This window comes from Bacillus sp. LH1 (assembly GCF_057924895.1).
Map to the genome: position 1 here is coordinate 4,532,407 of NZ_CM175007.1, position 24,484 is coordinate 4,556,890.

Below are 24,484 nucleotides of genomic sequence, written 5' to 3' on the forward strand. Positions count from 1 at the left end.
AAGCATGCCCCTCAATAACTTTGGGTCATGCTTTTTTTGTCATAACATGATTTACAATATATTTCTTGTGCTGTTTTCGCCAAACATACATCGAATGGACCAACTAATATACTTCTTTCGGCAACTTTACAAAAGCAACAAGCTCTTCTTCATATTGAATTTTTTTCTGACATGAAATGCATATTAATTCTTTTCTTTTGAACATGTCTTTTAGCATACCTTCACTCTCCCCTTCATCTATCTATATTAATATACTCTCATAATAGTTAAGACTTGTAAAAAAATGACACATTCTGAATCGAATGATTCATATACTATGTACAAAAGGAGGTTTAAAAATTATGCGTGCTTTCGTTATTATCACTTTAACTTTTTTAAGTGTGATTAGTTGGGATGCGTTTTTTAAAGATAAAAGTGATGAAAAGAACACAACGGAATAAAACCCTTTTTTTCTTACTTATTGGACAAACCGTTATAAACTGTCCAATCCTCCGAAATAACTTAGGCTTTTCTACAAAAATATTTAAACATAACATTTTTTGTAGATTCCCTCCGTTTATTGTCGGTTTCCATCCGCATACATTTTTTAAAAGTATGATATAATAGTATAAATCTTGAAGGAAGGGATTTTGATATCATGATCGCTCGAAGGAGCATGTGGCATCGTATTGACGAATCATACACGTAGCGTATTTTTCAGCTCAGATACTTTAGTCTAGCGAAAAAAATACGAGAGTGGGGAAATTATGATTGCCCGAAGGATAATTTGGCAAAAAAAAGACTCTTCTTACACATAGCGTTTTGTTTAGGACTTAATTGTTACTAACTAAACAAAACAAAGAAGAGCAGGATTGCTAAATGACGAATCCTACTCCACGTTTTGTTTAGTCGTTTTAAGACTTAAACTAAAACGAAGGTAGGGAGAATTGATGGACGAGAGGATTATTCGTTATTTCTTCAGCGACATATAGCGTAGTTAGTTTTTTCGTAAACTAACTGAAAGCTACATGTGAGCTCGTAGTTAGTTTACAACACAAAAAGGACTACTAACTACGGAAAGAAGGAATAACGATGAGGAACATCCAAAGTCGGCAAATTATTAAAGAAATTTTTATGGTTTTAATCGGTTCATTTATTTTAGCAGCAGCGCTATATCACATTCACTTCCAAAACCACTTAACAGAAGGTGGATTTGTAGGAATTGCACTATTCATTCAAAACTTTTATGATATTTCACCATCTATTTCAACTGTATTAATGGATATCCCAATTATTTTACTGTGCGCTTCATTTTTAGGTAGAAAAATGGTTGGTTATTCATTCCTAGGTTCAATTTCATTCGGAGTATTTTATTCCTTTATGGAAAATTATTCTCCATTTACGGTAGATTTATCAAATAACTTATTTATAGCTGCAGTAGTTGGCGGTGCGTTAGCTGGTATTGGACTCGGTTTTATATTACGATTTGGCGGTGCAACCGGTGGAGACGATATTTTAACAATTGTATTAAGTAAACGAACTCGTTTTACAATTGGGCAAATTTTCTTCGTCTTTGACGCGATTGTTCTTGCGCTTTCATTATATTATTTAAATTGGACAGAAATTGCTTTTACTATTCTTTCGATTGCCGTACAAGCAAAAACATTGGATTTAATTTATTATCCAAAAACAGAAAAAACAGCAGAAAAGCAGCCAGTATCTGTTCCAATGTCCAAAAAACATGCAACGAATTAAAAAAGCGAAAGGCTTCGGCCTCTCGCTTTTTTTATGCTCTTTTTTCTTTCTCGACTATATGGCGCACTTGATAAAATCTATTTGCAAATTCAGTAACGTTTCTTGTTAAACGATAATTCACTGTAGATCCAATTGCCATTCCAATTACCGGTATACCTTGGAATAATTTACGACGAAGAGCATAAATCGAAAATGTCTTCAAAATTTGTTTTAACACAACCTCAGTAGAAGCTGTTTGTAGCACTGCTTCGTCTCCTTCGTAAAAGAACGAATCTTCTTGCTCCAGCTCTTGCAATAAATTGTACCATGCATATTGCTGAAGTCTTCCTGGTAGTAATGACGCATGAAACACCTTTAACGCAAGCATCATTTCATACGGCTTGTTCACATCATGTCCAAATGATGTTGCAATAAGTTGGACTGCCTTCACATTTAACGCGATCATAACCGGAAAATCCGCCGTTAATAATAATAAACCTCCAGCACCTGTTGCCCCGCCTTGTACAAATGAATATAGACGATGACGTGCTGTTTGCTGCTCTGCTATGTATGTTAATTGATCAATAGATAATGCTTTCAAATCTTCAAGCTGTTCAATCGATTCATCAAATAACCTTGATGTTCCTAAAATCCGATTACGTGCATCTAACTGTGCTTGTGAACTTTGAATAAATGCATGCAAATGAAAGAGCCATCCATCTGCTTTCGTGAAGAATTCTTTTCGCTTTTTCTCAGGTAATTTCGCAACTGTAGCATGTAACCATTTATCAAACACTTTTTGAAAATCGGTCGCTTCTTGCTCAACTAATTGCGCTTCCCATTCTTTTATATTGTCTAAAATGGCTTGTTCTCGCTTCGATCGCATCGTAACAACCACCTCGTTCGATTTTTTTCTATTGTAACATATTTCTGCTTATTCTTTGCAAATATGCTTGTCTATCTTTATTCACATACCATTTTTGAATGGCATAAAATATTAACAAAAAGGATGAGATAAATCACATGAATCTATCCGATATAAAAAAAGAATATAATGCGGTATTCAGCTTAGGACAAAACTGCTGGCCTGCTTGGGCATTATATCAATTAGAATTATCACCATTTTTTGGCGTTATTGATTTTATGCTAAGCCCCTCATTAGAAAAAGTGAATGTATTATTACAAAATCGATTTGACCGCTTTTTAAATTTCGAAAATTTATCCTTCATCTCATTTTGGGATGATGATGCAAAATTAAGATTAAGGGACAACCTTTATGAAATTGACTCCTGTCATGACTTTAAAACAGATGTAAACACACCAACTTCTTGGCCTTCTTATACAGAAATTAAGTTAAACTATGAACATCGTATTAATCGTTTTCTAGCTACAATTGAAACGGCAGAATCCATATTATTTATTCGAACTGGAGGAACATATGAAGAAGCATGTTCCCTAGAACAAATTTTATCTCAAATCGTTACACATACATTCTCTGTCCTGTTACTAATTCCTGCCGATATACCAACTATCACCCAAGAAGATTGGGGATTACAACGTATTTGCGTTATGAAATGTCCTATTATGGATGTATACCAATACAATGAAGCATTTTGGAAAGACTTATTTGATGGAATTACAGTTAGACCGCACACTTAAATACACGATACTTTTATCACACCATAGATTATAATCGTCCTTATACAAAACAAATAAGGAGTGATTCTATATGTATCCACGTGCAAAAGCTTTCGGTCTTGCTGTACATCAAGATCGCCTTCTCGTACAAGAATATTATACAGAAGGCGAAATATATTATCGTCCTCTTGGCGGTTCAATTGAACTTGGCGAAAAATCAGTACATACTGTTATTCGGGAGTTTAAAGAAGAGCTTCATACGGAGATAGAAATCACCAATTATTTAGGGTGTTTAGAAAATGTCTTTCATCTCGATGGAGACATTGGTCATGAAATCATTCAACTATATTCTTTGCGTTTATTAGACACGTCACTATATGAAATGAAAATATTAAATATACAAGATGAAGAAACAGTAGCGTATGCGAAATGGATTCCTATTACGGCATTCATTCAGAAAGAAAAAATATTATATCCAGATGGAGTTTTAAAATACATCCAAAAGAAAAAAGACGAAATCCTATAGGATCTCGTCTTTCTTTTCATATATTAACCAATATCTCCAAGACGTAGTACGTCACGAGCAATCATAACTTCTTCGTCAGTTGGAATTACGATAATTTTTACTGGAGAGTGTGGGAAGCTGATGAATGCTTCTTCACCGAATACGTTATTACGTTTTGCATCGAAGTATACGCCCATGTACTCAAGGCCTTCTAATACACGCTCACGAATAATCGCACTGTTTTCACCTACACCAGCTGTGAAGATGATTGCGTCTACACCTTTCATACGAGCAGTGTAAGAACCGATGTATTTGTGGATACGGCTTACGAATACATCAAGTGCTACTTTCGCACGGTGGTCGCCTTCTTCTTCTTTCGCAATGATGTCACGTAGGTCACTAGAGTAACCAGTAAGACCTAACATACCACTCTTCTTGTTTAATACGTTAACTACTTCTTCTACTGTTTGGCCTGTTTTTTCCATGATGTATGGAATTAATGCAGGGTCAAGGTTACCAGAACGTGTACCCATTGTTACACCAGCAAGTGGTGTGAAGCCCATAGAAGTATCGATAGATTTACCGCCTTCTACTGCTGCGATACTTGCACCGTTACCTAAGTGACAAGAAAGTAAGCTTAAGCTTTCAATTGGACGACCTAATAATTCAGCCGCACGCTCAGTTACATATTTATGAGAAGTTCCGTGGAAACCGTATTTACGGATGCCGAATTTTTCATAGTACTCATATGGTAAGCTGTATAGGAATGCAGATTCCGGCATTGTTTGGTGGAATGCTGTATCGAATACTGCTACTGCTGGTACGTTTGGTAATACTTCTTGGAATGCTTTAATACCAACAACGTTTGCTGGGTTATGAAGTGGTGCTAAATCGCTTAATTCTTCGATATCAGCTAATACTTCATCAGTAATTAAAACAGAGTCAGCAAATTTTTCGCCGCCGTGAACAACACGGTGACCGATACCGCCAATCTCATCTAGAGATTTAACGATTCCGTTTTCAGTTAACTTTTTAAGAAGCATATTAACTGCTACTGCGTGATCTGGAATGTTTGTAATTTCTTTTTGTTTTTCGCCATCTACAGTAATAGTGAAGATACTATCTTCTAAACCGATACGTTCTACTAAACCTTTTGTTAATACTGTTTCACTTGGCATTTCAAATAATTGGAATTTTAAGGAAGAGCTTCCTGCGTTAATCGCGATGATTTTTGACATCTAGTCTTTCGCCCCTTTTTCTCTTGGTAGTTGTGTGGATGTTTCCACAAACCGCTCGATTTTATCTGATCAAATTCACCAAATATGAAAACGTTTCATCATTAGCAAATTTTATACTCACGATTTTAATTTAAACATCGTCCGACATATATTTCAAGTGAAAAAATTGTAACACCAAGAAAAAATATATATTACAGATTTCAAAAAAATTCAGTTAAATCTTGTATATATTTAAAAATATGACATATTATATAAAACTGTACTACATGAATCACTAATGCTGTTACATATACCCAGCTTTATTTATGTGTTGCAAACCAAGTATTTAATTGATCCATAATGTCTTCCATCGCCTTCATGTTAGAGAATTTAGGCAACTCCACTAATAACGCCTGTTTTGGCATTGTTACATTAGCGCCTTTCTTTTGGAGAACAAATATACTTTTTGCATTTTTCTCGTTTTTAAACATGGAAACAGGAAGCTGTAATAACCCTTGAATAAAGCATGTTTCTTTAATAAATGCATGTAATTTTGGTGCTTGGTCACTTTCAAAAATGAAGTTTGGTACTAAGAAGAATAAGTAACCGCCCTCTTTCGTATGTTTCACACTTTGTTCAATAAATAAGTGATGGGCATACGACATTCCTTCATCTGCTTTTAATTTATATTCACTTGCACCGATTTCGTTTGGATAATAACCAACCGGTAAGTCTGAAACGACTGCATCAACTGGATCGATATAAAGTGGTGCTAGTCCATCTTGATGGAAGAATTCGATTGCATGCTTTTGTAAATTTGCATTTACTAAAGCAAGTTTAATTAGCACTTCATCCACTTCTACACCAAATCCACTCATTGTTAGTCCTTCTTTGGCGCTATTAAACACTGTAGTCATTAAGTTACCTGTTCCAATTGCAGGATCTAAAACTGTGATCTCGTTTTGACCTTGCATAAATTTATGGAATAAGTAACTCATGAACATTCCAACTGCATCAGGTGTCATTTCGTGATTCGCTTGTACGCCTTCTTTCATTCCTTTTAAGATGGCTAACTGAAATGCTTTACGAATTTCTTCACCTTTATATGTTTCTTCATTAAACGTACTATATTCACGATTCAGCCTTTCAATTGCTGATTCGGATAATTCCTCTTGTAAAATCGCTCCCTCAAACAAGTTATCACCTGTCTCTACAAGCGCCTCTAAATATGTTACATCTAATTCTTTACGTAAAACTACCGCAGAAGAATCAAAAATAGAAAATAATGTTTCTACTGTCTGACTCACGTACATTCCTCCTTCTCTTTTTTACACATAACTTATATCATACCACAAAGTGATTTTTTCCAAAAAGAAAAAGCGACCTCCTGTAAAGAGCTCCCCTTTAGTTATATATGATATAACGTTTTTTCTCATATATCGATGCTGTTACAGAGCAATATATGAGAAAAAACGACCTCTTTATAAGAGGTCATTCTCTTCACATTACTTCGCAGATTTAGCTGCTTCTAATGCTGCTTCATAGTTTGGATGGCTTGTACCTTCGCTTACGTATTCTACGTAAACTACTTTGTCATTGCTATCTACTACGAATACTGCACGAGCAAGTAAACGAAGCTCTTTCATTACTAAGCCGTAAGCTTCACCGAATGAAAGATCGCGGTGGTCAGAAAGTGTTACAACATTTTCTAAACCGTTTGCTGCACACCAGCGTTTTTGAGCGAATGGTAAATCAGCGCTGATTGTTAATACTTTCGCGTTTTCAATACCTGCTGCATCTTGGTTAAAACGACGAGTTTGTGCATCACACACACCTGTGTCGATTGAAGGTACAACACTAATTAATTTCACTTCACCTTTGTATGTTTCTAAACTTACTGGAGATAAGTCGTTTGCTAATACTTGGAAGTTTGGCGCTTGATCGCCAACTTTAACTTCTGTTCCAACTAAAGTCATTGGATTACCTTTAAAAGTTACGTTTGCCACTTGAAAATCCTCCTTTTAATAAAACAAAGTATGTATAGTGTTAATGATAGTCATAATTCTCCTAAAACACAAATAAAACCCACTCAATTTATATATTTTTTTAAAATTACTTTTTCCTAGTGCTCTTGCTGCTGTAAAAGTGCTTGTATATCTTCCACATCAATCATATATTTTTGTTTTTCTATACGATGCTCTACTGGTAAAGTCGCAATACGATAATCTAGATTTTTCATTGCTTGTTCAATAATTTTACGAGCTAAACCTGCATTTCCATATGTTTTATCACGATTTTCATATAGATAAGTAAAATAGTCAACAAGCATATTTCTCGCCTCATCTGACATATGATACTGCTTTTTCATCATGTAATAACCCGCGATCCGTATCATTTCTTCTGGTGTGTAGTCTTCAAATACAAGACGATAATCAAAACGACGGCGTAGCCCTTTATTGCTATCAAGGAATTCTTCCATCTCATCTTCATATCCTGCAACTAACACAATAAATTCACCGCGTCTATCTTCCATTTGTTTTAATAATAATTCCACCGCTATATGTCCTACATCATTGCTCCCTTTATTCGTCAACGTATATGCTTCATCAATAAACAGCGTACCACCCATTGCCTGTTGTAATACATTCGCTGTTTTCTCTTCTGTACCACCTTGAAATTTATCAACTAACCCTTTACGGTCCACTTCAATACAATCACCACGTTCTAAAATCCCAAGCGCTTCATATACCTTCGCAATAATTCGAGCAACCTCAGTCTTTCCTGTCCCGGGATTACCAATTAATGAAATGTGCATTGAAAGTTCACTTATATCCTTACCCTCTTCCTGATAATAAGAAACAAGCTGGATTAATCTTTGGATCTCTTCTTTTACCTTCGTTAAACCAATCAAATCATTTAGGCGATCCATTTGTTCTTGTAATAACTTCTCGTTAATTGGAACAGCTACTTTTTTCTCCCCTTTTTGCTGGAACACTTTTTCAACATCTTCTAAATGAATGGTCGTTAGTACTTCTCTCTTCCTCCACTCACTTCTCGGTAACGCTCTAATTCGATCAGAGTGTAACACTTTCCATTTATCCACCTGTTCTCGAACCATCCGTGCATTCCCAAAATGTTCATCGCGTTTTCTATACAACCCTACAAACTGTTCATACACATATTCTTGCGCTTCTGGTGTTAACTCGTACTGTTTATCTTCTAACAACCTATTTCCAATTTCCATCAACTCATCTGGTGTATAATCCTCGAATTTCATATAAGATACAAAGCGACTTTTCAACCCTGGATTTGAAGCAATAAAGCGCTCCATCTCTTTTTCGTAACCAGCAACTACACATAAAAATTCTCCACGATGATTCTCAAGGGCTGCTAATAAAACATCAATAACTTGGTTACCAAAGTCACGGCCACTATCTTCTACACTCAACGAATAAGCTTCATCAATAAATAAAACGCCACCCATTGCTTCCTCAATATATCCCTTTGTCTTCTCTTCAGAATGTCCAATATACGAACCAACTAAATCTTCACGCTTGACTTCTACAATATGCCCTTTTTCAAGCAATCCGAGCGCTTTATACACTTTGCCAAGTAAACGAGCAATCGTAGTTTTTCCTGTCCCAGGATTCCCATAAAAAACAGTATGTTTCGGCTTTATTTCATCTCCTGAATCAAGTCCGGCAGCTTTACGATAACGACTAATTTCCACATAGTTTATTAACTGTTCGATTTGCTCCTTAACACTGGCCATTCCAACAAAACGATTTAACTCCATCATAATAGCGTCTATGTCAATATCTTCTTCCTGCACTTTCACTTTCTCTACATCTTCTACCTCTTGCTTGTCCTCTTGTTTATTCTCTCCATTGGATTTTATTTTTTGCTGGCTAACCTCTATATATGCTTTACAATTTTCTAATACAGTTGAACTGTTATCCTCAATTTGATAAGCCACTTTGTCTATATCAAAACACTTTATATCTGTGAGATTAACCTTACTTTCAGAAGCAACTCTAATACCTATAAGAGCTTCAGAAATATTACAATTTTGAATCGTCCCTTTTACATTAGAATAGATGTCAATCGCCGGTGATTCTTTCGCTTGAGATATTTCACATTGATTTATCCAAAATTCACTTTCTTTTTCAATTAAAAAAATCTGACTTTCACCAAAATTAAAGTTACTTCTCTTAACATCCAATTGACTCTCTTCACTATAAACCATCGGATATTCAAATTGAGAAATACTACTGTTATAAAACATGATACTACTGTTATTTTTCAAATTCAGTGCATTTCCTTTACAATTTCGAATATAAATTTTCTCGATTGTAGCCTGCCCATTATTGAGCCATAAAGCGGTGCCACCGCAATCATATATCCCACAATCTATAACTCTCAATTTACTTTCGCTTACAATTCCAATCCCTCCTAAAGCGTTGTATATTTGATTTCGTTGTAGCAACGCTTCACTTCTTTCAGAAACCCTTACACAATCTTGTTTAAATTCTGTTAACTTACAATCCTCAATTACAGCAAAGCTATTTTGATTGACCACTACAGCTCCACTTTTTCCATTATGTAAATCACATTGTGTCAGTGTTATCCTACTTTCATTCGCCCAAATCATTGGACGCCCATCATTATGGAAATGACCTATTTCGCAATTATCGAGTATACACTCGCTATCGCTTCTTGCATAAACAGCATTATTGTTACCTTCATGTATTTTACAATTTGTTGATTTCAAATAACTTTGCATACAATAAATCACTGGAGAGCTTTCATTTTGAAATTGAAATATTTCACAATCGTCCAATATCATTTTACTATCATTCTTTAAATAAATAGCATTACTAGTGCCATTATGCATTTTACATTTTCTTACTGTTGGCTGACCTTGATTTACAAATATAACAGGATATTTCTCAGCAGAAAACTGATACAATTCGCAGTCTTCAAACAAACCGCCACCATTTTTCTCAAATAATACTGCATTCATTTGTCCATCATATAATTTACACTTTCTAAATGTAGGATTACCAGCATATACTGCTACAAGTTGATGTTTAAAGTCAAAAATTTCACATTCCTCAACTACTGGACTACTATCTTCTTGTATAGAAAAAGCAGATTTTTGCCCCTCATATATTTTACAGCGCTGAATATGAGCTGTTGCTCCTATAATTTTAAAAGCATTGTTTCCCGCTTTATATATTTCACAATTTTCAATGGTTGGATTGCTATTATTATTTATATTATAAGCATTATCCGCAGTATAACTAACTTTACATTTTTTCCATACAGGTTGACTATCCTCAATCCAAATAGCTGGATATGTTTCACCTAATAAATTAAATATTTCACACTCCTCAACTAACCCTGCACTCTGCTCTTTGAATGTTATCGCATTCGTCTTGCCATCAAACACTCTACACTGCCTTATCGTTGGCTTACTTCTGTGTATATACACCATGCCAATTTTAAAGTTAAATACCTCACAACTTTCGATTATAGGCTGGCTTTCCTCCATATAAATCCCATTGCTTTCTCCATCATGTATATTGCATTTTTTTATCATAGGATCGCTATTCGAAATATATATAACGGAACCTTGCATATGAGATAAGTCACAATTCTCTATACTCGGCTTTCCTCCATTTTTAATACAGATTGCATTACTCGGACTACTATGAATACGACAATTTTTTATATTCGGACTACTTTTCTCTATAAATATAGAAGGGTACGTTTCTCCCTTCATCCGATAAATCTCACAATTTTCTATCGTTCCTTGACTTCCTTCACCAAAATAGATTGCATTTGTATATCCACCCGTTATTTGGCAAGAGTGCATAGATAATATCCCTTGTTTTTTTACCGCTACCCCAGAACCATTCCCAGGATAAATATCACACTCCTGTATCTGGAGAGCCCCAAATTTACAATCGATTAATGCATTATCTTCTGATCCAAGTCTCTTAACTTGAATGCCCTTTATAAACACTTTACCACCATTATCAATGCAAATTGCTTTTTCAAACGCTTCAATGACAGTACTTTGCTTATCTCCTTCACTAATAATATTAATGTCTTTATCAATATATATATTCTCTCGATACCCACCGGGTTTTACTACGATTGTAGTCCCTGATGAAGCACCTTTCACAGCATCCGAAATCGTTTTATATTTAGAAAACAATGCTTTCGACACAACAATTTCTTTCATACTTCAGCCCCACCCCTCTGCAATGTTTCATATGTTTCATTATACATAAACCCACTGCGTAAAAGGGAATATTTTTCCATATAAAATAACAAAAAGAAGGGCATCTATTTCTCCCTTCTTTTTTATAAAGTCACCTTCTAAATTTGAAATTCAGGATCATCTTCTTTTCGTTTATCCATCATTTCTTTCACTTTATCAACAGCTTGTGGCGCTAATTCAATTATTTTATCGATGACGTGTGTTTGTTTATCTAAGTGCAATACTTTCACACCATCTCCATTTATAACAAGAAAGGCAACAGGATTAATAGAAACTCCTCCACCACTTCCCCCGCCAAATGGATGACGGCCTGAATGTTCTACTTTACCAAATTCACTTCCACCAGCAGCAAATCCGAAACTTACTTTCGAAACTGTAAGAATTACGCTTCCATCTGCCGCTTTAATTGGGTCACCAACAATTGTATTTACATCAGTCATTTGTTTTAAATGCTGCATTGCTGTTGTCATTAAACCTTGAATTGGATGGTCCATTCTATATCCCCCCTATGCTTGAACAGATTTTTCTGTCATACCAGATCTTTGTCTTCTCATAAATACGAGTAATTTGACGCCAGTTTTTATAGCGCGGAATATACGAAAAGATGCTGTTAACTCGCATCTTGATGCAAATCCTTTCCCTTGAAAAACTGGGGTAATTTCAAATTCTGGTACGTCGACAATATGCATATATTGTCCGACAACTCCAGCAGCCATACCTTTTGTCCCCCATGCATATCCAGTGACAATTCCAGTACTAGCTGCATCGCCTGCTCCAATTTGTGTATGCCATTTCCAACCATTGATTTTCACTCGTTTGAGAAAATCTTTAACAATAGTATGAACTTCTTGAAGCTTTTTTATCAGTTCACCAATGCTGTCAAGTTGCGCCATAATTTTATTATCGAGTCCGCCGTCCTCTTCAGCTTTTTCGATTTTCTGTCCTGTCTTTTTCTGCTGTTTTTCAATTCTTTCCAACACATCAAATGTATATCGAATCATCCATATTTTCACTTGAAGCAAACATTGCTTTTCCATTTCTGAATATAAAAATGTCACCTTAAGCTTTATTTTCGACAATAGTATAAACAAAATAAAAAGAAGAATTATTATTCCAATTACGAGCCACTTCATACGTATCATCCTTTCACTCCGTACCCATTATCGACAAGTTTATTCATCGTTAAACAGAGTTTTATAAGATTGAATATAAAAATTTTTCTAAAAATAAAAAGGTATTTTGACAATTTATATCGAAATATATTATTTGAACATATCATCAGGGAACGGACTCTAATGATATGTAGCACGAAAAACAGAAAATTTAACTGCAGTGGAGGGATACATAATGGCAGATCGTCGCAATTTATTTTTCTTTTATGGTGATGACAAAGCAACGCTCGTTGAAAAAATGAAACCAATCTATCGTATTTTAGAAGAGAATGGATTTACCATATTAGATCATCCAAAAAATGCAAACGCTATCGTCAGTGTTGGAGATGATGCAACCTTCTTACAAGCCGTTCGTAAAACTGGTTTTAGAGAAGATTGCTTATACGCAGGGATTTCTACGAAAGATGAAATTTCTTTCTACTGCGATTTCCATATTGATCACGTTGATACAGCCCTTCAAGAAATTACAAAAAATGAAATTGAAGTGCGAAAATATCCAACAATTCAAGTAGATGTAGATGGCAGTACATCTTTCCATTGTTTAAATGAGTTCTCATTACGTTCTAGCATTATTAAAACATTCGTTGTAGATGTTCATGTTGATGATTTATATTTCGAAACATTTAGAGGGGACGGTTTAGTGGTTTCTACCCCAACAGGAAGTACTGCTTACAATAAATCATTGCATGGTGCAGTTGTTGACCCGCTTATCCCATGTTTCCAAGTAAGCGAACTAGCATCTTTAAACAACAACACTTACCGTACGCTCGGTTCACCTTTCATTTTAAATCACGAACGTACATTAACTTTAAAACTAAGACCAGACGGTAACGATTATCCTGTTATCGGCATGGATAACGAAGCGCTTAGCATTAAACAAGTGGAAAAAGCTGTTGTACGCTTAAGCGATAAACAAATTAAAACAGTTAAATTAAAAAACAATTCTTTCTGGGAAAAAGTACAGAGAACGTTTTTATAAGATTAAAATAACCGCAGAATTATGAAATTCCATAATTCTGCGGTTATTTATTTCCCCCGATTGACGCGAACAATACTCTCTTACTATCCGGCCGTTATTCTTGTCAGTTTTTGTCGGTAATTCGATATATTCCGAAAACCGCTCATATATTTTTACGCATCTTTTCTATAGACAACTTGGCCATCTATTACGGTCATTTCTGCTTGTACTTCTTTTATTTCTTCTGCCTCAATTTCAAAAATATTGCGGTCTAATATTGTAAAATCTGCTTCATATCCTTTTGCAATTTGCCCTCGCTTCGCTTCTTTTCCGATTGCATAGGCACTTCCTGTTGTAAATAAAGAAACAGCCTCATAAATCGTTAATCTTTCCTCAGGCATATAGCATATACCGTCAATAAAACTTCTACGTGTAACAGCGCTATATATGCCTAGAAACGGATTCACTTGTTCAATAGGAGCATCTGAGCCACCGTTGCAGTGTAATCCTGCCTCCAGTAACGTCTTCCAAGCGTACGCATAACGAAGACGGTGCTCGCCTAGTTTTTCAATGACTGACGGAAAATCTGATGAAAGAAAGACTGGCTGTATATCGATAATGGCTTGCAAGTTTTTCATTCTTTCTATCAACTCTTCACGAGCAAGCTGACAATGAATAATGCGGTCACGCACCCCTTCTGCTGGTGGATATAATTCGAGTGCATCAATGACATATTCAAGCGATAAGTCACCGATAGTATGAATCGCAACTGGCATATGTAGATCTCGTGCTTTCTTTACTAATTCCGCAAGTTCTTCACGTGAGAAAATCGTAACTCCATTTGTTTCCTTCGCATCTTCATACGGTTCACTTAATAATGCTGTTCTTCCGCCAAAAGAACCGTCAGAGAAAATTTTCATTGCTCCAAATTCAATACAATGTTCATTTTCATATTCTTTTCGTTCATGTGCTACTTCATGGTGAACGAGCAAATGGGCTTTAAATGGCATTTCTTTTATAACGTGAGAAAACGCATTATATGTTTTTCTAAAACCACCATAATAATTTAAATCTTCCGTATGCCCGCCAACAAGTCCGTATTTCCAGCAATCTTTAATCGCTGTTTGCAGAGCTCTTTGTAAATAAGCTTCATCAATTTCTGGCTGAACATGTTTAATTAATTCTTGCCCTTGTTCATATAAAAGCCCTGTTAACTTATTTGATGAATCCCTACCAATTTTCCCGCCTTTTGGATCTTCTGCCTTTTCTGTTATATTCGCTTCTTGCAGTATGTATGCATTCACCCATGTAACGTGACGACAAACTCTCTTTAGTAAAATGGGATGTTCTTTCGAAATTTCATCTAAATCACGCGCGTGAACATCTTTCGTATCTGTAAAGTTATTTTCATTCCATCCTTCTCCAATAATCCAAGAGCCCTTTGGAGCTTCTTCCACTCGCTTCTGAACAAGAGTAAGCACTTCGCCATAAGATGTGCAATTTGATAAATCTAAACGAAGCAATCTCTCCCCATGCCCAATAAGGTGCATGTGGCTATCAACGAGACCTGGAATCATCGTTTTGCCTTTTAAATCGTGCAATGTAACCGCGGCATATTGGTTTTCTAACTCTTCTTTACTTCCAATATCAACGATCGTACCGTTTTCAATGTAAACAGCTTCTACTTTTTCATTTTCTTCTCTCATTGTGTAAATGGTGCCGCCATACCAAATTTCTCCCATATATCCCATCTCCTTTATTTTTTATTGTATAAAAAAAAGCACCATTTCAAAACATGGTGCTTTTCTAAAAATTACTTTTGTTCAGTAGTAGATGTTGTAACTTGCCATTCAATATTAAATTTATCTTTTACTTGTCCGTATGCTGGGCTCCAGAATGTTTCTTGAAGTGGCATGATAACTTCTCCACCTTCTTGTAACTTATCGAATACTTCTTTTGCTTTTTCTGCATTACTAATTTGAATTGCGATTGTTACTTGAGATCCGATTGCATGCCCTTGACCTGGGAATGTATCAGAAATCATAAGATCCGTATTACCAATTTTTAAAGTAGCGTGTAAAACGCGCTCTTTCGCTTCAGCTGGAATCGGGTATTCTGGATTTTCAGGCATGTCACCAAAAGTTTGCATAACTTCTACTTTTGCATCTAAAGCCTCTTTATAAAACTGTACAGCTTCTTGCCCACTACCATCTAAAACTAAGTACGGATTAATACCTAAAATCATACGGACACCTCTTTTTTAAATTTATAAAATCGAACTTGTGTTCGTTTTTATTTTATCATTGTTTTACATTTCATTCAACTATTTACTTCACTGTTTTCAAAATTATTTTGACGGAATCTCCATCTCTTGTTTTCTAAGTTCAATACGGCGAATTTTTCCAGAAATCGTTTTTGGTAGTTCATCTACAAATTCAATTTTGCGAGGGTATTTATATGGTGCAGTGAGTTCTTTGACGTGTTGTTGGAGTGTTGGAATTAATGTTTCTTCGTTCTTTTCTATATTCTCTCTTAATACGATAAATGCCTTCACGACACTTCCACGAATTTCATCAGGACTTGCGACAACTGCACATTCTCTTACATAAGGATGTTTTACAAGTGCATCCTCTACTTCAAACGGCCCGATTGTATAACCAGAGCTAATAATGATATCATCGCCGCGCCCTTCAAACCAGAAGTAGCCGTCTTCATCTTTCTTCGCTTTATCACCTGTAATATAATAATCACCGCGGAATTGCATCGCTGTACGTTCATCGTCTTTGTAATATTGTTTAAAGAGGGCCGGCGTTTCAATGTGAACTGCAATATCACCAACTTCGCCTACTTTAACTGGAGTACCTTCCTCATTTACGATATCGACGTGGTTACCTGGCGTTGGTTTCCCCATTGATCCTGGTCTAATATCCATCCCTTTCATTACACCAACAAGTAATGTATTTTCCGTTTGCCCATAGCCGTCTCTCACTGTAATATGAAAGTGCTTTTTGAACGTTTCAATGACTTCTCTATTTAACGGTTCTCCTGCGGATACAGCGCTATGTAATGCCTCTAAATTGTACTGGCTTAAATCTTCTACCTTTGCCATTAATCTATACTCAGTCGGTGTACAACAAAGTACATTCACCTTATTATCGTCTAATAAGTTTAGGTACGTTTTCGGTTCAAACTTACCGTGATATACAAACCCTGTTGCCCCTGATCCTAAAGTTGCTAAAAACGGGCTCCAAATCCACTTTTGCCAGCCTGGACTAGCTGTTGCCCATACAATATCATTCTCTTCAATTCCGAGCCAATTTGGAGCGCTCGTACGTAAATGAGCGTATGCCCACGCATGTGTATGAACGACACCTTTTGGATTTCCTGTCGTTCCTGACGTGTAAGATAAAAAGACCATATCTTCTTTATCTGTCTTCGCCATTTCTAACATGTCACTCTCTGTTTCTAACGCTGTTTTTAAATTAACCCATCCATCTACTGACTGCTCGCTCAGGACAAATTTTCGAAGAGATTCCATCGCTTCTATATCATCAAACTGCCTAATATACGGCTCATAGCTTACTATCGCTTTTACTTCTCCATGTCCAATTCGATATTCTATATCTTTTTTACGTAACATTTCCGAGCTTGGAATTACGACAAATCCTGCTTTAATAGCAGCAATATACGTCATGTACGCTTCAATTAAACGCGGCATCATAATGAGAAGCTTGTCCCCTTTTTGCAAACCACTTTTTATAAAAGCGTTTCCAATTTTATTCGCACCTTGCATTAATTCAGCGTATGTAACTTCCCTTCGATTCCCTTTATCATCTTGCCAAATTAAAGCTAACTTCCCTTTATCACCTGTATATTTCTCTATTTCAGAAACTAAATTATAAGACGGTGGCGCCAACAATTCTTCTCGCTTCATAAAATATCCTCCCTTTTCTTTATGCCTCCTTTATATAATAAAGAATTTTCTGTTAATTTTGAACCCTCTTCTTTTGACAAATTTTTCAGTTCTGTCGAATTAGTAAACGAAATTACATCGACTTACCGACAAATAGCGACACAACACAAAAAAAGAAAGAGCGGGAGAACCCGCTCTTTCTAAGCCATCATATGGGATTATTTTTGGTAACCGCCTAATTGTTGCTCAGCTAGTGAAACTAGACGTTTAGTGATTTCACCACCAACAGAACCGTTAGCGCGAGCTGTTGCATCAGCTCCAAGTTGAACACCAAACTCTTGAGCGATTTCGTATTTCATTTGGTCTAATGCTGATTCAGCACCAGGAACCGCTAATTTATTTGTGCTACGTGACATGTTATATCACCTCCTTGTGAGTATAGAGTGTGATAAATAACATGACTTCATACACGTTTTAGATATGGTAATTTATGGTTTTAGAAAAGTTCTTCAAATTTTTCTTCTTCCGCCACTACTTCTACCGTTTGTAACACCATTGTTTCTTTGTTCGCTACAGCTTCATCGATCAATGGTGTGAAATCGTATTTCGCTTCAAAACGATTTGCTTTTTCACGTTTCGGCTTCGTCGCTGGGCTTGCTGGTGTGAATACAGTACAGCAATCTTCATATGGACGAATTGAAATATCATACGTGCCGATTTCTTCAGCGATTTTAATAATCTCTAATTTATCCATCGTAATAAGCGGACGAATAACTGGGTAGTTTGTTACTTCGTTAATCGTATGCATACTATCTAACGTTTGGCTTGCTACTTGTCCAAGACTTTCACCAGTCGTAATTGCAAGTGCGTTACGCTCCTCAGCAATACGTTCTGTAATACGCATCATCATACGGCGCATAACCGTCATTGAATAGCTAGATGGGATTTCTTTATTAATCGTTTTTTGCACTTCTGTAAACGGAACAAGGTGAAGCGTTACTCGTTTACAATACTTCGTTAACTCTTGCGCTAAATCGATTACTTTTTGTTTTGCACGCTCACTTGTGAAAGGTGGACTATGGAAGTGAACTGCTTCCACAGATACGCCGCGTTTCATCGTTAAGTAAGCTGCTACTGGGCTATCAATACCACCAGAAAGAAGTACCATTACTTTTCCGCCAACGCCAACTGGTAAACCGCCAGCTCCCATACGCTCATCGCACATGATATAGCTATAGCCACTGCGGATCTCTACACGTACATTTACATCTGGATTATGAACATCTACTGTAATATCTTCTGTATTTTCTAGAATGTGTCCGCCAATCTCAGGTAATAATTCCATCGTTCTCATTGGGAAATGCTTATAAGAACGGTGTACAGTAATTTTAAATGTTTTCACATCACCTTTTACTTGTAAGAAAGCTGCTAATGCACCTTCTTTAATGTCTTCTAATTCTGATGGTACTTTCATCGCTAAGTTAAATTTATGAATACCGAATACATCCTTCAATCTTTCAGAGACTGCTTCATGATCTTCACCATTTAACTGGATGTACATACGATCATGTGTTGCATCGATTTTAATATTTGGGAATTTTTTCAGTTTGAACTTCACGTTATCTTTTAATGTGCTTACAAACTTAGAACGGTTCTTACCTTTTGTCGTCATTTCTCCGTAACGCACTAAAATATATTCATATTTCAACATAATTTCTTTACCTCATCACTTCATATAATTTTGGCATCGTCTCTTTTACAATACCTTCAAATTGTTTTACTTCTTCCATTGTGTTTTCTGGTGCCAAACTAATACGAATAGCGCTTGCAGCTGCTGCATGCGGTACTCCCATTGACACTAACACTCTGCTCACTTCATTTGCTTTTGAAGAACAAGCAGATTTCGTTGACACATATACACCGTGTTCTTCTAAAGCATGAACGACTACTTCTGGTTTTAAACCAACAAATGATACATTTAAAATGTGCGGTGCTGCATATGCAAGCGACGTGTTAATCGTTACATCTTCCATCTCTTTAAAGAAACGAACAAGCTCTGCTTGTAAACTTTGCAAATGAGCTACCTTTTCTTTCACTTGTTCCATTGTCATGCGAAGTGCTTTCACCATCGCTACAATGCCAGGTAAATTCTCTGTACCAGAGCGATACTTAAGCTCTTGTTGACCACCTGATAAAATCGGATCTAATCTTACGCCATCGCGTACATATAGAAGACCCGTTCCTTTTACACTGTGGAATTTATGTCCAGATATTGAGCAAAGATCAATATGAGACGCATATAAATCAAGCGGTACTTTCCCTATCCCTTGTACATGATCTACATGGAATCTTATTTTCGGATGATTCGATAATAACGTTCCAATTTCAGCAACGGGCTGAATTGCTCCAGTTTCGTTGTTCACATGAATAATTGACACAAGAATCGTATCTTCACGAAGTGCTCGTTTCACATCTTCTACCGACACAACACCATGCTCGTTAACCGGTAAATATGTTACATCAAACCCGAGTTCTTCTAATTGCTTATATGCCTCAAACACAGACGCGTGTTCAATATTTGTTGTAATGATATGTTTGCCGCGCGAACGATTCCTCATCGCTATCCCTTTAATCGCAAGGTTATTCCCTTCTGTTCCACCTGATGTGAAAATAATTTCAGAAGGTTTAACACGAAGAAGCTGCGCTGCAATCGTTCTTGATTGTGTTAATAGACGCTCTGCCTCTCCTCCAAGCGAATGAATAGAAGAAGGATTACCAAAATATTTCCCAGCAACCGTCACGTACGATTGAAGAGCTTCTGGATATGGCTTCGTCGTCGCACTATTATCAAAATAGATCATCGTTCTTCCCCTTTCAGCGCTATCACATCGTATAATCATATCATAAATACGTGTCATTACGCTAAGACTACGCAAAGGTTCCGTTTTATCTCGATTGGTGAAGGCTAATAATTGTCGAGGATGCCCTCCTATTACAGTTTCACTTTATCCCGCATGAACAGGCAATAAGACTCTCACCTCAAAATCCAGTTAGAGCAAAGAAGTTAGGTAGGAGTCGGGCTGTCCGTAAATGCCCGATTGGTGAAGGCTAGTAATCAATGGGGATGAATCCTCCTACTGATTACAGTTTCACTTTATTTTGAAACGAATAACCTTGCTGTATTCCGCTATTCATTATAGCAACATCGTCTGCAAAATTACACAAAAAAACAAACCCTTTTATGAAAGGGTTTGTTCATTGTCTACATATTCAGCTATTTTTTGAACAACGCCAGGTTCAAGTTGCTCTAATACTGAAGCCGCTTGTTCTAAAGCTGCATCATATTGATATTCACGGAATAATTTCTCAGCATAATTTAAACTTTCTGCTAGGTTTTCATCATGACTACGGTAACGGTTACCGTACTGAATTAATTTTTCCACTAAATATGCTTGTCCAATTAACTCTTCTGTCATTTCAGCCACACCGTTCACAGTTGTGTATGCTTCTTCTAAACTGCTATTTACAGCGTTCATATTTAACGGCTTCACTTCTAATTGTTCATATACAGCTTGCATTGCCATTTGCCCTCTTTTTAAATCTTCCATAATACTCTCTGGAAGACCTGGCAAATTCGACTTTTGCATAAAGCGTTTCGTTTCGAAAATAGTATTTCGCATTTCTTGTAACTTCTCACGTGCTTCAAATTCTTCTTTGCGCATCGCTTGCAGCATTTCTTTATATTCTGCATGAAGTACTTTTAACGTTTCACATTGCTCATAAACCTCTTCTAGTTCCTCACGAATAATAGAGAAGGCAATATCTTGTTCTGCAACGCGTAATTGTAGCATTTCAAAACGTTTCGTTAAAATGTGCATTTGCTTTTCAATTACTTTTTGAGACTCAATGTCTTTATCTTGTAACTGATAGCTTTGTTTCACAAGTTGTGTTTCTGTTTTCGTTTCAATCGTTTCGATACGCATTTCTTCTAAGTCATCGTAAACAGAAAGTGTTTTTTGCTCCACATAATGTCTCGCATGTACTTCTTGTTCCAATTGATCGTAGAAGCCATCTAAACGTGTTTTTAAATTTTCTACTTTTTCAGCCGCTTCTGTTATATGAAGCTCCTGTATATCCATTAAACATGTTTGTAGTTGTTTCGTCATATCGCGAACTTCTTTAGGGACTTCCAAATAATCTAATACATAACCTTGTCTTACCATATCATTATGTCCGTGTAATAAATCTTCCAGCTGAACTGGTAACGTCGCTTGACACTCTACCAATAAATCTGGAATTTGGTGAATAATGATTTCTAAATCTGCTAAACCTTCTTCCAAACTAATAACAATTTCTCTCGCTTTTAAATAGTCGCCATTGTTTGTTGCTTCTTCAAAGGTTTTAAATTTCTCAGATTCAGCGTCTAGCATCTCTTCGATTTTCTGCTCTGCTGCTCCATACATATGTCTATGAGCAAGAACACTCTTTTTCATACTACGATATGTATCACGTAACCCTTCAATTTCCGAGCTATTTTTCTCATGGCTTTCTAACAATTGCTGTAATTCATTTAAAATGTCAGTAATACGATTATCAGCGTCATCTAAACCACTTATGGATTCGTTCATCGCATGCTTTGCTTTTCGGAAGGAGAATTGCGAGGCGAATTTTCGCGCTTGCGCTAAATCTTTGTCAGCTTTCGGAAGGGTTGTTGATACAATTTCATCCCATTCTTCACGCCATTTACCAAACAGTTCTTCTGTTTGACCCGTCATGTTTAAATCTTTTACCCGTTTTAGTTCATCTGCCACAGGTTTATCTTTTATCTCTTGTTTCCACTGCTCCAGTGCTTCAATATCTTTATATGAACGATTTCTTATCACAAGCTCTATCATGAGCAGCACTAGAATAGAGCTTACTACAATGATAACGATCGTCAGGATAGAATCCATGCAAAAAAGCCTCCTAGTTATATCTCTTTTTTTGTCCGTTCCGTTTATGAAATGGAAGGCATTATGTATAAAAAGGGAATTCCCCTATATTTAACAACTAACAATGTACTAATCATACCATGTAATGGTTTGTTTTTGACCTAGTTTTTTTTAAAATTTCATGTTTCTTTCAATGTGATTGTAATCTTTCTCAATATTCCGCCTACCTCACTACCTATCCTCAAATGATTGTAATAACAAACAATCTTTCGTATGGGATACGAAATAAATTTTCCGCATGAGTGGTGGTTCAACAGAAATTACATGTACATTTCCTTGCCTTACAGACTGCTCCACTGCCCTTTCTGGAAGTAACGTGATACCAAGGCCAGCTTTTACCATTGCAAGCATCGGTTCTGCGTAAGATGTTTCCACAGCTATAGTTGGTTTTACACCTATTTCATGAAACATGTTCATAATCATTTTCCTTACATCACATATTTCTGGATATACAATTAATTTTTCATTGTGTAGCTCTTCTATTTGAATGACTATCTTCTCTTTGTACGGATGATTATTTGAAACGGCACAAACAATTTTCTCTTGTTGCACTTCTTTTATATACGTAGCACCTTCTACTACTGAATCGATGAACATCGCGTCAATCTCCCGCGCTTTAAATAAATCTCTTAATACTTCCGTATGCCCGATTTGCCATTCCACTTCGAACTCATCACCTAATATATCTTTACATTCTGATATGTAATGCTCCGCTAAACTCGGTAGTATACCAATTGAAAACTTCCGGTTCTCTTGATACCCCCTCATTTCTGTTTTCACTTCATTTATTTGCTCCAAAATCGGTAACATTCTTTTTATAAATAACTCTCCTGCCTCCGTTAACTCTACTCCTTGCGCAGAACGCTTAAGTAACGTAACCTCTAAATCCGCTTCTAACTTTTGAATTTGTTTACTAAGCGCTGGTTGCGATATATGTAAAATCTTACTTGCCTTTGATAAACTTCGCGTATGCTTCACTTCAATAAACGATCGTACTGCCTCCAAATCCATCGTACACACCTCTAACAAAAAGTTATAACCGTTATAAGAAATCGATATTTCCTCCTATAAACAATTACTCTTTATACTTATTTCATCAACTTACTATAACGAAATGTAAAGGGGAAAGATACTCTTGAACAAAAAACAAATGCTACTCGGATCCTTTCTATGCTTACTCGCTGTCACTGCCTGGGGATTTATGTTTCCTGTAATGGCAAATGCTCTGCAATTTATCGATCCATTCTTCTTCACAACGATTCGCTATGGATCAGCAGCTATTATTTTTCTTATTTTGCTATTAATTACTGAAGGAAAGACTTCACTCCGCTTAGAAAAAAGAACACTTTCTCTATTCTTTTACGGGACAGTCGGTTTCGCGGGGTATGGTTTTCTCGTTTTCTACGGACAGCAACTTGCCGGACCTTCCGGAGCAATCCATGCAGCTATGATTCAATCCCTTATGCCACTGATTGCCTTATCACTGCAATGGATAACCCAAAATCGCCGCCCACAAAACTATACATTCCTTTGTATGTTCGTTGCATTACTTGGCGTTATGCTTGTCATTTCAAAAGGAAATATTGAATTACTATTTGGAGCTGCAAGCCACTTATCAACAAATATATTGATGCTATGCGGCGTTACTTGCTGGGTCATTTATACAAACGGGGGTGCTCGTTTTCAATCTTGGTCACCACTTAGGTACACGACATTAACTTGTTTATTTGGCTCCATTTCACTCATCGTTATTGTTACTTTCTTAACGTACACAAATATAGTTACTATGCCGTCACTGCGTACAGTTGTGAGCGTTCGTTTTGAGCTCTTTTATATGTCGATTATCGCAGGCGTTATCGCTGTATTTTGCTGGAATATGGGAAATCGCTATATTTCATCTATTAACGGCATATTATTTATGAATTTAGTTCCTATCCTTGCACTCATTGGTTCTATCTTTCGAGGTTATACAGTCGATAAAATTGAAATCGCTGGGGCTGCATTAACAATTATCGCGCTATTATGTAACAATTTATGGCAAAGAAAAGTAAACATAAAAATCCCCACCTCAGTTCGTTAGGTGGGGAT

Annotated in this window: 20 protein-coding genes and 1 pseudogene; 5 read left to right on the forward strand and 16 right to left on the reverse strand. The window is 36.3% G+C overall.

What is annotated here, in order from left to right; translation table 11 throughout:
- Positions 1–11 precede the first annotated feature (11 nt).
- A pseudogene (locus ACX9TM_RS23455) lies at positions 12–217 on the reverse strand (hypothetical protein).
- Positions 218–1,071: 854 nt separating this feature from the next.
- Here ACX9TM_RS23455 and ACX9TM_RS23460 point away from each other — a divergent pair.
- On the forward strand, positions 1,072–1,734 hold the full coding sequence (locus ACX9TM_RS23460) for a YitT family protein (protein ID WP_001244515.1): 663 nt from the start codon (positions 1,072–1,074) through the stop codon (positions 1,732–1,734).
- Positions 1,735–1,765: 31 nt separating this feature from the next.
- Here the strand turns inward: ACX9TM_RS23460 and ACX9TM_RS23465 are convergent, their stop codons facing one another.
- Entirely contained in the window at positions 1,766–2,599 is an 834-nt protein-coding gene (locus tag ACX9TM_RS23465; RefSeq protein ID WP_001256850.1) for an EcsC family protein, read from the reverse strand.
- Between the two features lie 137 nt (positions 2,600–2,736).
- Here ACX9TM_RS23465 and ACX9TM_RS23470 point away from each other — a divergent pair, with 137 nt between their 5' ends.
- Both ACX9TM_RS23470 and ACX9TM_RS23475 read left to right on the forward strand, forming a co-directional pair.
- Complete coding sequence (locus ACX9TM_RS23470; protein WP_001053729.1) at positions 2,737–3,372, forward strand: DUF1796 family putative cysteine peptidase; 636 nt, start codon at positions 2,737–2,739, stop codon at positions 3,370–3,372.
- A 70-nt stretch (positions 3,373–3,442) separates the two neighbouring features.
- A complete protein-coding gene (locus ACX9TM_RS23475; protein WP_065381857.1) occupies positions 3,443–3,877 on the forward strand; it encodes an NUDIX hydrolase in 435 nt (144 codons plus the stop codon).
- 23 nt (positions 3,878–3,900) lie between these two features.
- Here the strand turns inward: ACX9TM_RS23475 and ackA are convergent, their stop codons facing one another.
- The 6 genes from ackA to ACX9TM_RS23505 all read right to left on the reverse strand — a co-directional run bounded on the left by ackA (position 3,901) and on the right by ACX9TM_RS23505 (position 12,504).
- Entirely contained in the window at positions 3,901–5,094 is a 1,194-nt protein-coding gene (ackA, locus tag ACX9TM_RS23480) for an acetate kinase (RefSeq protein ID WP_000034575.1), read from the reverse strand.
- A 299-nt stretch (positions 5,095–5,393) separates the two neighbouring features.
- Positions 5,394–6,380, reverse strand: coding sequence for a class I SAM-dependent methyltransferase (locus tag ACX9TM_RS23485; RefSeq protein WP_000084367.1), 987 nt, complete (start codon positions 6,378–6,380; stop codon positions 5,394–5,396).
- A gap of 198 nt (positions 6,381–6,578) precedes the next feature.
- Complete coding sequence (gene tpx / locus ACX9TM_RS23490; protein WP_000024529.1) at positions 6,579–7,079, reverse strand: thiol peroxidase; 501 nt, start codon at positions 7,077–7,079, stop codon at positions 6,579–6,581.
- Between the two features lie 116 nt (positions 7,080–7,195).
- Entirely contained in the window at positions 7,196–11,323 is a 4,128-nt protein-coding gene (locus ACX9TM_RS23495) for a right-handed parallel beta-helix repeat-containing protein (RefSeq protein WP_065381856.1), read from the reverse strand.
- Between the two features lie 137 nt (positions 11,324–11,460).
- On the reverse strand, positions 11,461–11,856 hold the full coding sequence (gene ytfJ / locus ACX9TM_RS23500) for a GerW family sporulation protein (RefSeq protein WP_000350003.1): 396 nt from the start codon (positions 11,854–11,856) through the stop codon (positions 11,461–11,463).
- 12 nt (positions 11,857–11,868) lie between these two features.
- Positions 11,869–12,504 carry a DUF2953 domain-containing protein gene (locus tag ACX9TM_RS23505; RefSeq protein WP_065381855.1) on the reverse strand — a complete coding sequence of 212 codons (636 nt, stop codon included), beginning with the start codon at positions 12,502–12,504 and terminating at the stop codon, positions 11,869–11,871.
- Between the two features lie 205 nt (positions 12,505–12,709).
- On the opposite strand from ACX9TM_RS23505, the gene ACX9TM_RS23510 reads away from it, so the two are divergent.
- Positions 12,710–13,513: an NAD kinase gene (locus tag ACX9TM_RS23510; RefSeq protein WP_000785177.1), complete on the forward strand. Its 804-nt coding sequence runs from the start codon at positions 12,710–12,712 to the stop codon at positions 13,511–13,513.
- A 152-nt stretch (positions 13,514–13,665) separates the two neighbouring features.
- On the opposite strand, the gene ACX9TM_RS23515 is transcribed toward ACX9TM_RS23510, so the two are convergent.
- The 8 genes from ACX9TM_RS23515 to ACX9TM_RS23550 form a co-directional block, all read right to left on the reverse strand.
- Complete coding sequence (locus ACX9TM_RS23515; protein ID WP_065381854.1) at positions 13,666–15,234, reverse strand: amidohydrolase; 1,569 nt, start codon at positions 15,232–15,234, stop codon at positions 13,666–13,668.
- A 71-nt stretch (positions 15,235–15,305) separates the two neighbouring features.
- A complete protein-coding gene (locus ACX9TM_RS23520; RefSeq protein WP_000600348.1) occupies positions 15,306–15,737 on the reverse strand; it encodes a VOC family protein in 432 nt (143 codons plus the stop codon).
- 102 nt (positions 15,738–15,839) lie between these two features.
- On the reverse strand, positions 15,840–17,426 hold the full coding sequence (gene mbcS / locus ACX9TM_RS23525) for an acyl-CoA synthetase MbcS (RefSeq protein ID WP_000817773.1): 1,587 nt from the start codon (positions 17,424–17,426) through the stop codon (positions 15,840–15,842).
- Between the two features lie 197 nt (positions 17,427–17,623).
- A complete protein-coding gene (locus ACX9TM_RS23530; protein ID WP_000091640.1) occupies positions 17,624–17,821 on the reverse strand; it encodes an alpha/beta-type small acid-soluble spore protein in 198 nt (65 codons plus the stop codon).
- An 80-nt stretch (positions 17,822–17,901) separates the two neighbouring features.
- Positions 17,902–19,116 (reverse strand): tRNA uracil 4-sulfurtransferase ThiI, encoded by a 1,215-nt coding sequence (thiI, locus tag ACX9TM_RS23535; protein ID WP_000922337.1) that lies wholly within the window; start codon positions 19,114–19,116, stop codon positions 17,902–17,904.
- Between the two features lie 7 nt (positions 19,117–19,123).
- Positions 19,124–20,266 carry a cysteine desulfurase family protein gene (locus ACX9TM_RS23540; protein ID WP_000638992.1) on the reverse strand — a complete coding sequence of 381 codons (1,143 nt, stop codon included), beginning with the start codon at positions 20,264–20,266 and terminating at the stop codon, positions 19,124–19,126.
- A 378-nt stretch (positions 20,267–20,644) separates the two neighbouring features.
- Entirely contained in the window at positions 20,645–22,357 is a 1,713-nt protein-coding gene (gene ezrA, locus ACX9TM_RS23545; protein ID WP_000377303.1) for a septation ring formation regulator EzrA, read from the reverse strand.
- 210 nt (positions 22,358–22,567) lie between these two features.
- Positions 22,568–23,407, reverse strand: a complete 840-nt coding sequence (locus ACX9TM_RS23550) for a LysR family transcriptional regulator (protein ID WP_000362528.1) — start codon at positions 23,405–23,407, stop codon at positions 22,568–22,570.
- 124 nt (positions 23,408–23,531) lie between these two features.
- Between ACX9TM_RS23550 and ACX9TM_RS23555 the strand changes: the two genes are divergently transcribed.
- Positions 23,532–24,476, forward strand: coding sequence for a DMT family transporter (locus ACX9TM_RS23555; protein WP_001036054.1), 945 nt, complete (start codon positions 23,532–23,534; stop codon positions 24,474–24,476).
- Positions 24,477–24,484: the final 8 nt, after the last annotated feature.

Bases quoted from the DNA above. Each gene is read 5' to 3' on its own strand.
- ACX9TM_RS23460 (WP_001244515.1), top strand. From the start codon at position 1,072: ATGAGGAACATCCAAAGTCGGCAAATTATTAAAGAAATTTTTATGGTT.
- ACX9TM_RS23465 (WP_001256850.1), bottom strand. From the start codon at position 2,599: ATGCGATCGAAGCGAGAACAAGCCATTTTAGACAATATAAAAGAATGG.
- ACX9TM_RS23470 (WP_001053729.1), top strand. From the start codon at position 2,737: ATGAATCTATCCGATATAAAAAAAGAATATAATGCGGTATTCAGCTTA.
- ACX9TM_RS23475 (WP_065381857.1), top strand. From the start codon at position 3,443: ATGTATCCACGTGCAAAAGCTTTCGGTCTTGCTGTACATCAAGATCGC.
- ackA (WP_000034575.1), bottom strand. From the start codon at position 5,094: ATGTCAAAAATCATCGCGATTAACGCAGGAAGCTCTTCCTTAAAATTC.
- ACX9TM_RS23495 (WP_065381856.1), bottom strand. From the start codon at position 11,323: ATGAAAGAAATTGTTGTGTCGAAAGCATTGTTTTCTAAATATAAAACG.
- ytfJ (WP_000350003.1), bottom strand. From the start codon at position 11,856: ATGGACCATCCAATTCAAGGTTTAATGACAACAGCAATGCAGCATTTA.
- ACX9TM_RS23505 (WP_065381855.1), bottom strand. From the start codon at position 12,504: ATGATACGTATGAAGTGGCTCGTAATTGGAATAATAATTCTTCTTTTT.
- ACX9TM_RS23510 (WP_000785177.1), top strand. From the start codon at position 12,710: ATGGCAGATCGTCGCAATTTATTTTTCTTTTATGGTGATGACAAAGCA.
- ACX9TM_RS23515 (WP_065381854.1), bottom strand. From the start codon at position 15,234: ATGGGAGAAATTTGGTATGGCGGCACCATTTACACAATGAGAGAAGAA.
- ACX9TM_RS23520 (WP_000600348.1), bottom strand. From the start codon at position 15,737: ATGATTTTAGGTATTAATCCGTACTTAGTTTTAGATGGTAGTGGGCAA.
- mbcS (WP_000817773.1), bottom strand. From the start codon at position 17,426: ATGAAGCGAGAAGAATTGTTGGCGCCACCGTCTTATAATTTAGTTTCT.
- ACX9TM_RS23530 (WP_000091640.1), bottom strand. From the start codon at position 17,821: ATGTCACGTAGCACAAATAAATTAGCGGTTCCTGGTGCTGAATCAGCA.
- thiI (WP_000922337.1), bottom strand. From the start codon at position 19,116: ATGTTGAAATATGAATATATTTTAGTGCGTTACGGAGAAATGACGACA.
- ACX9TM_RS23540 (WP_000638992.1), bottom strand. From the start codon at position 20,266: ATGATCTATTTTGATAATAGTGCGACGACGAAGCCATATCCAGAAGCT.
- ezrA (WP_000377303.1), bottom strand. From the start codon at position 22,357: ATGGATTCTATCCTGACGATCGTTATCATTGTAGTAAGCTCTATTCTA.
- ACX9TM_RS23550 (WP_000362528.1), bottom strand. From the start codon at position 23,407: ATGGATTTGGAGGCAGTACGATCGTTTATTGAAGTGAAGCATACGCGA.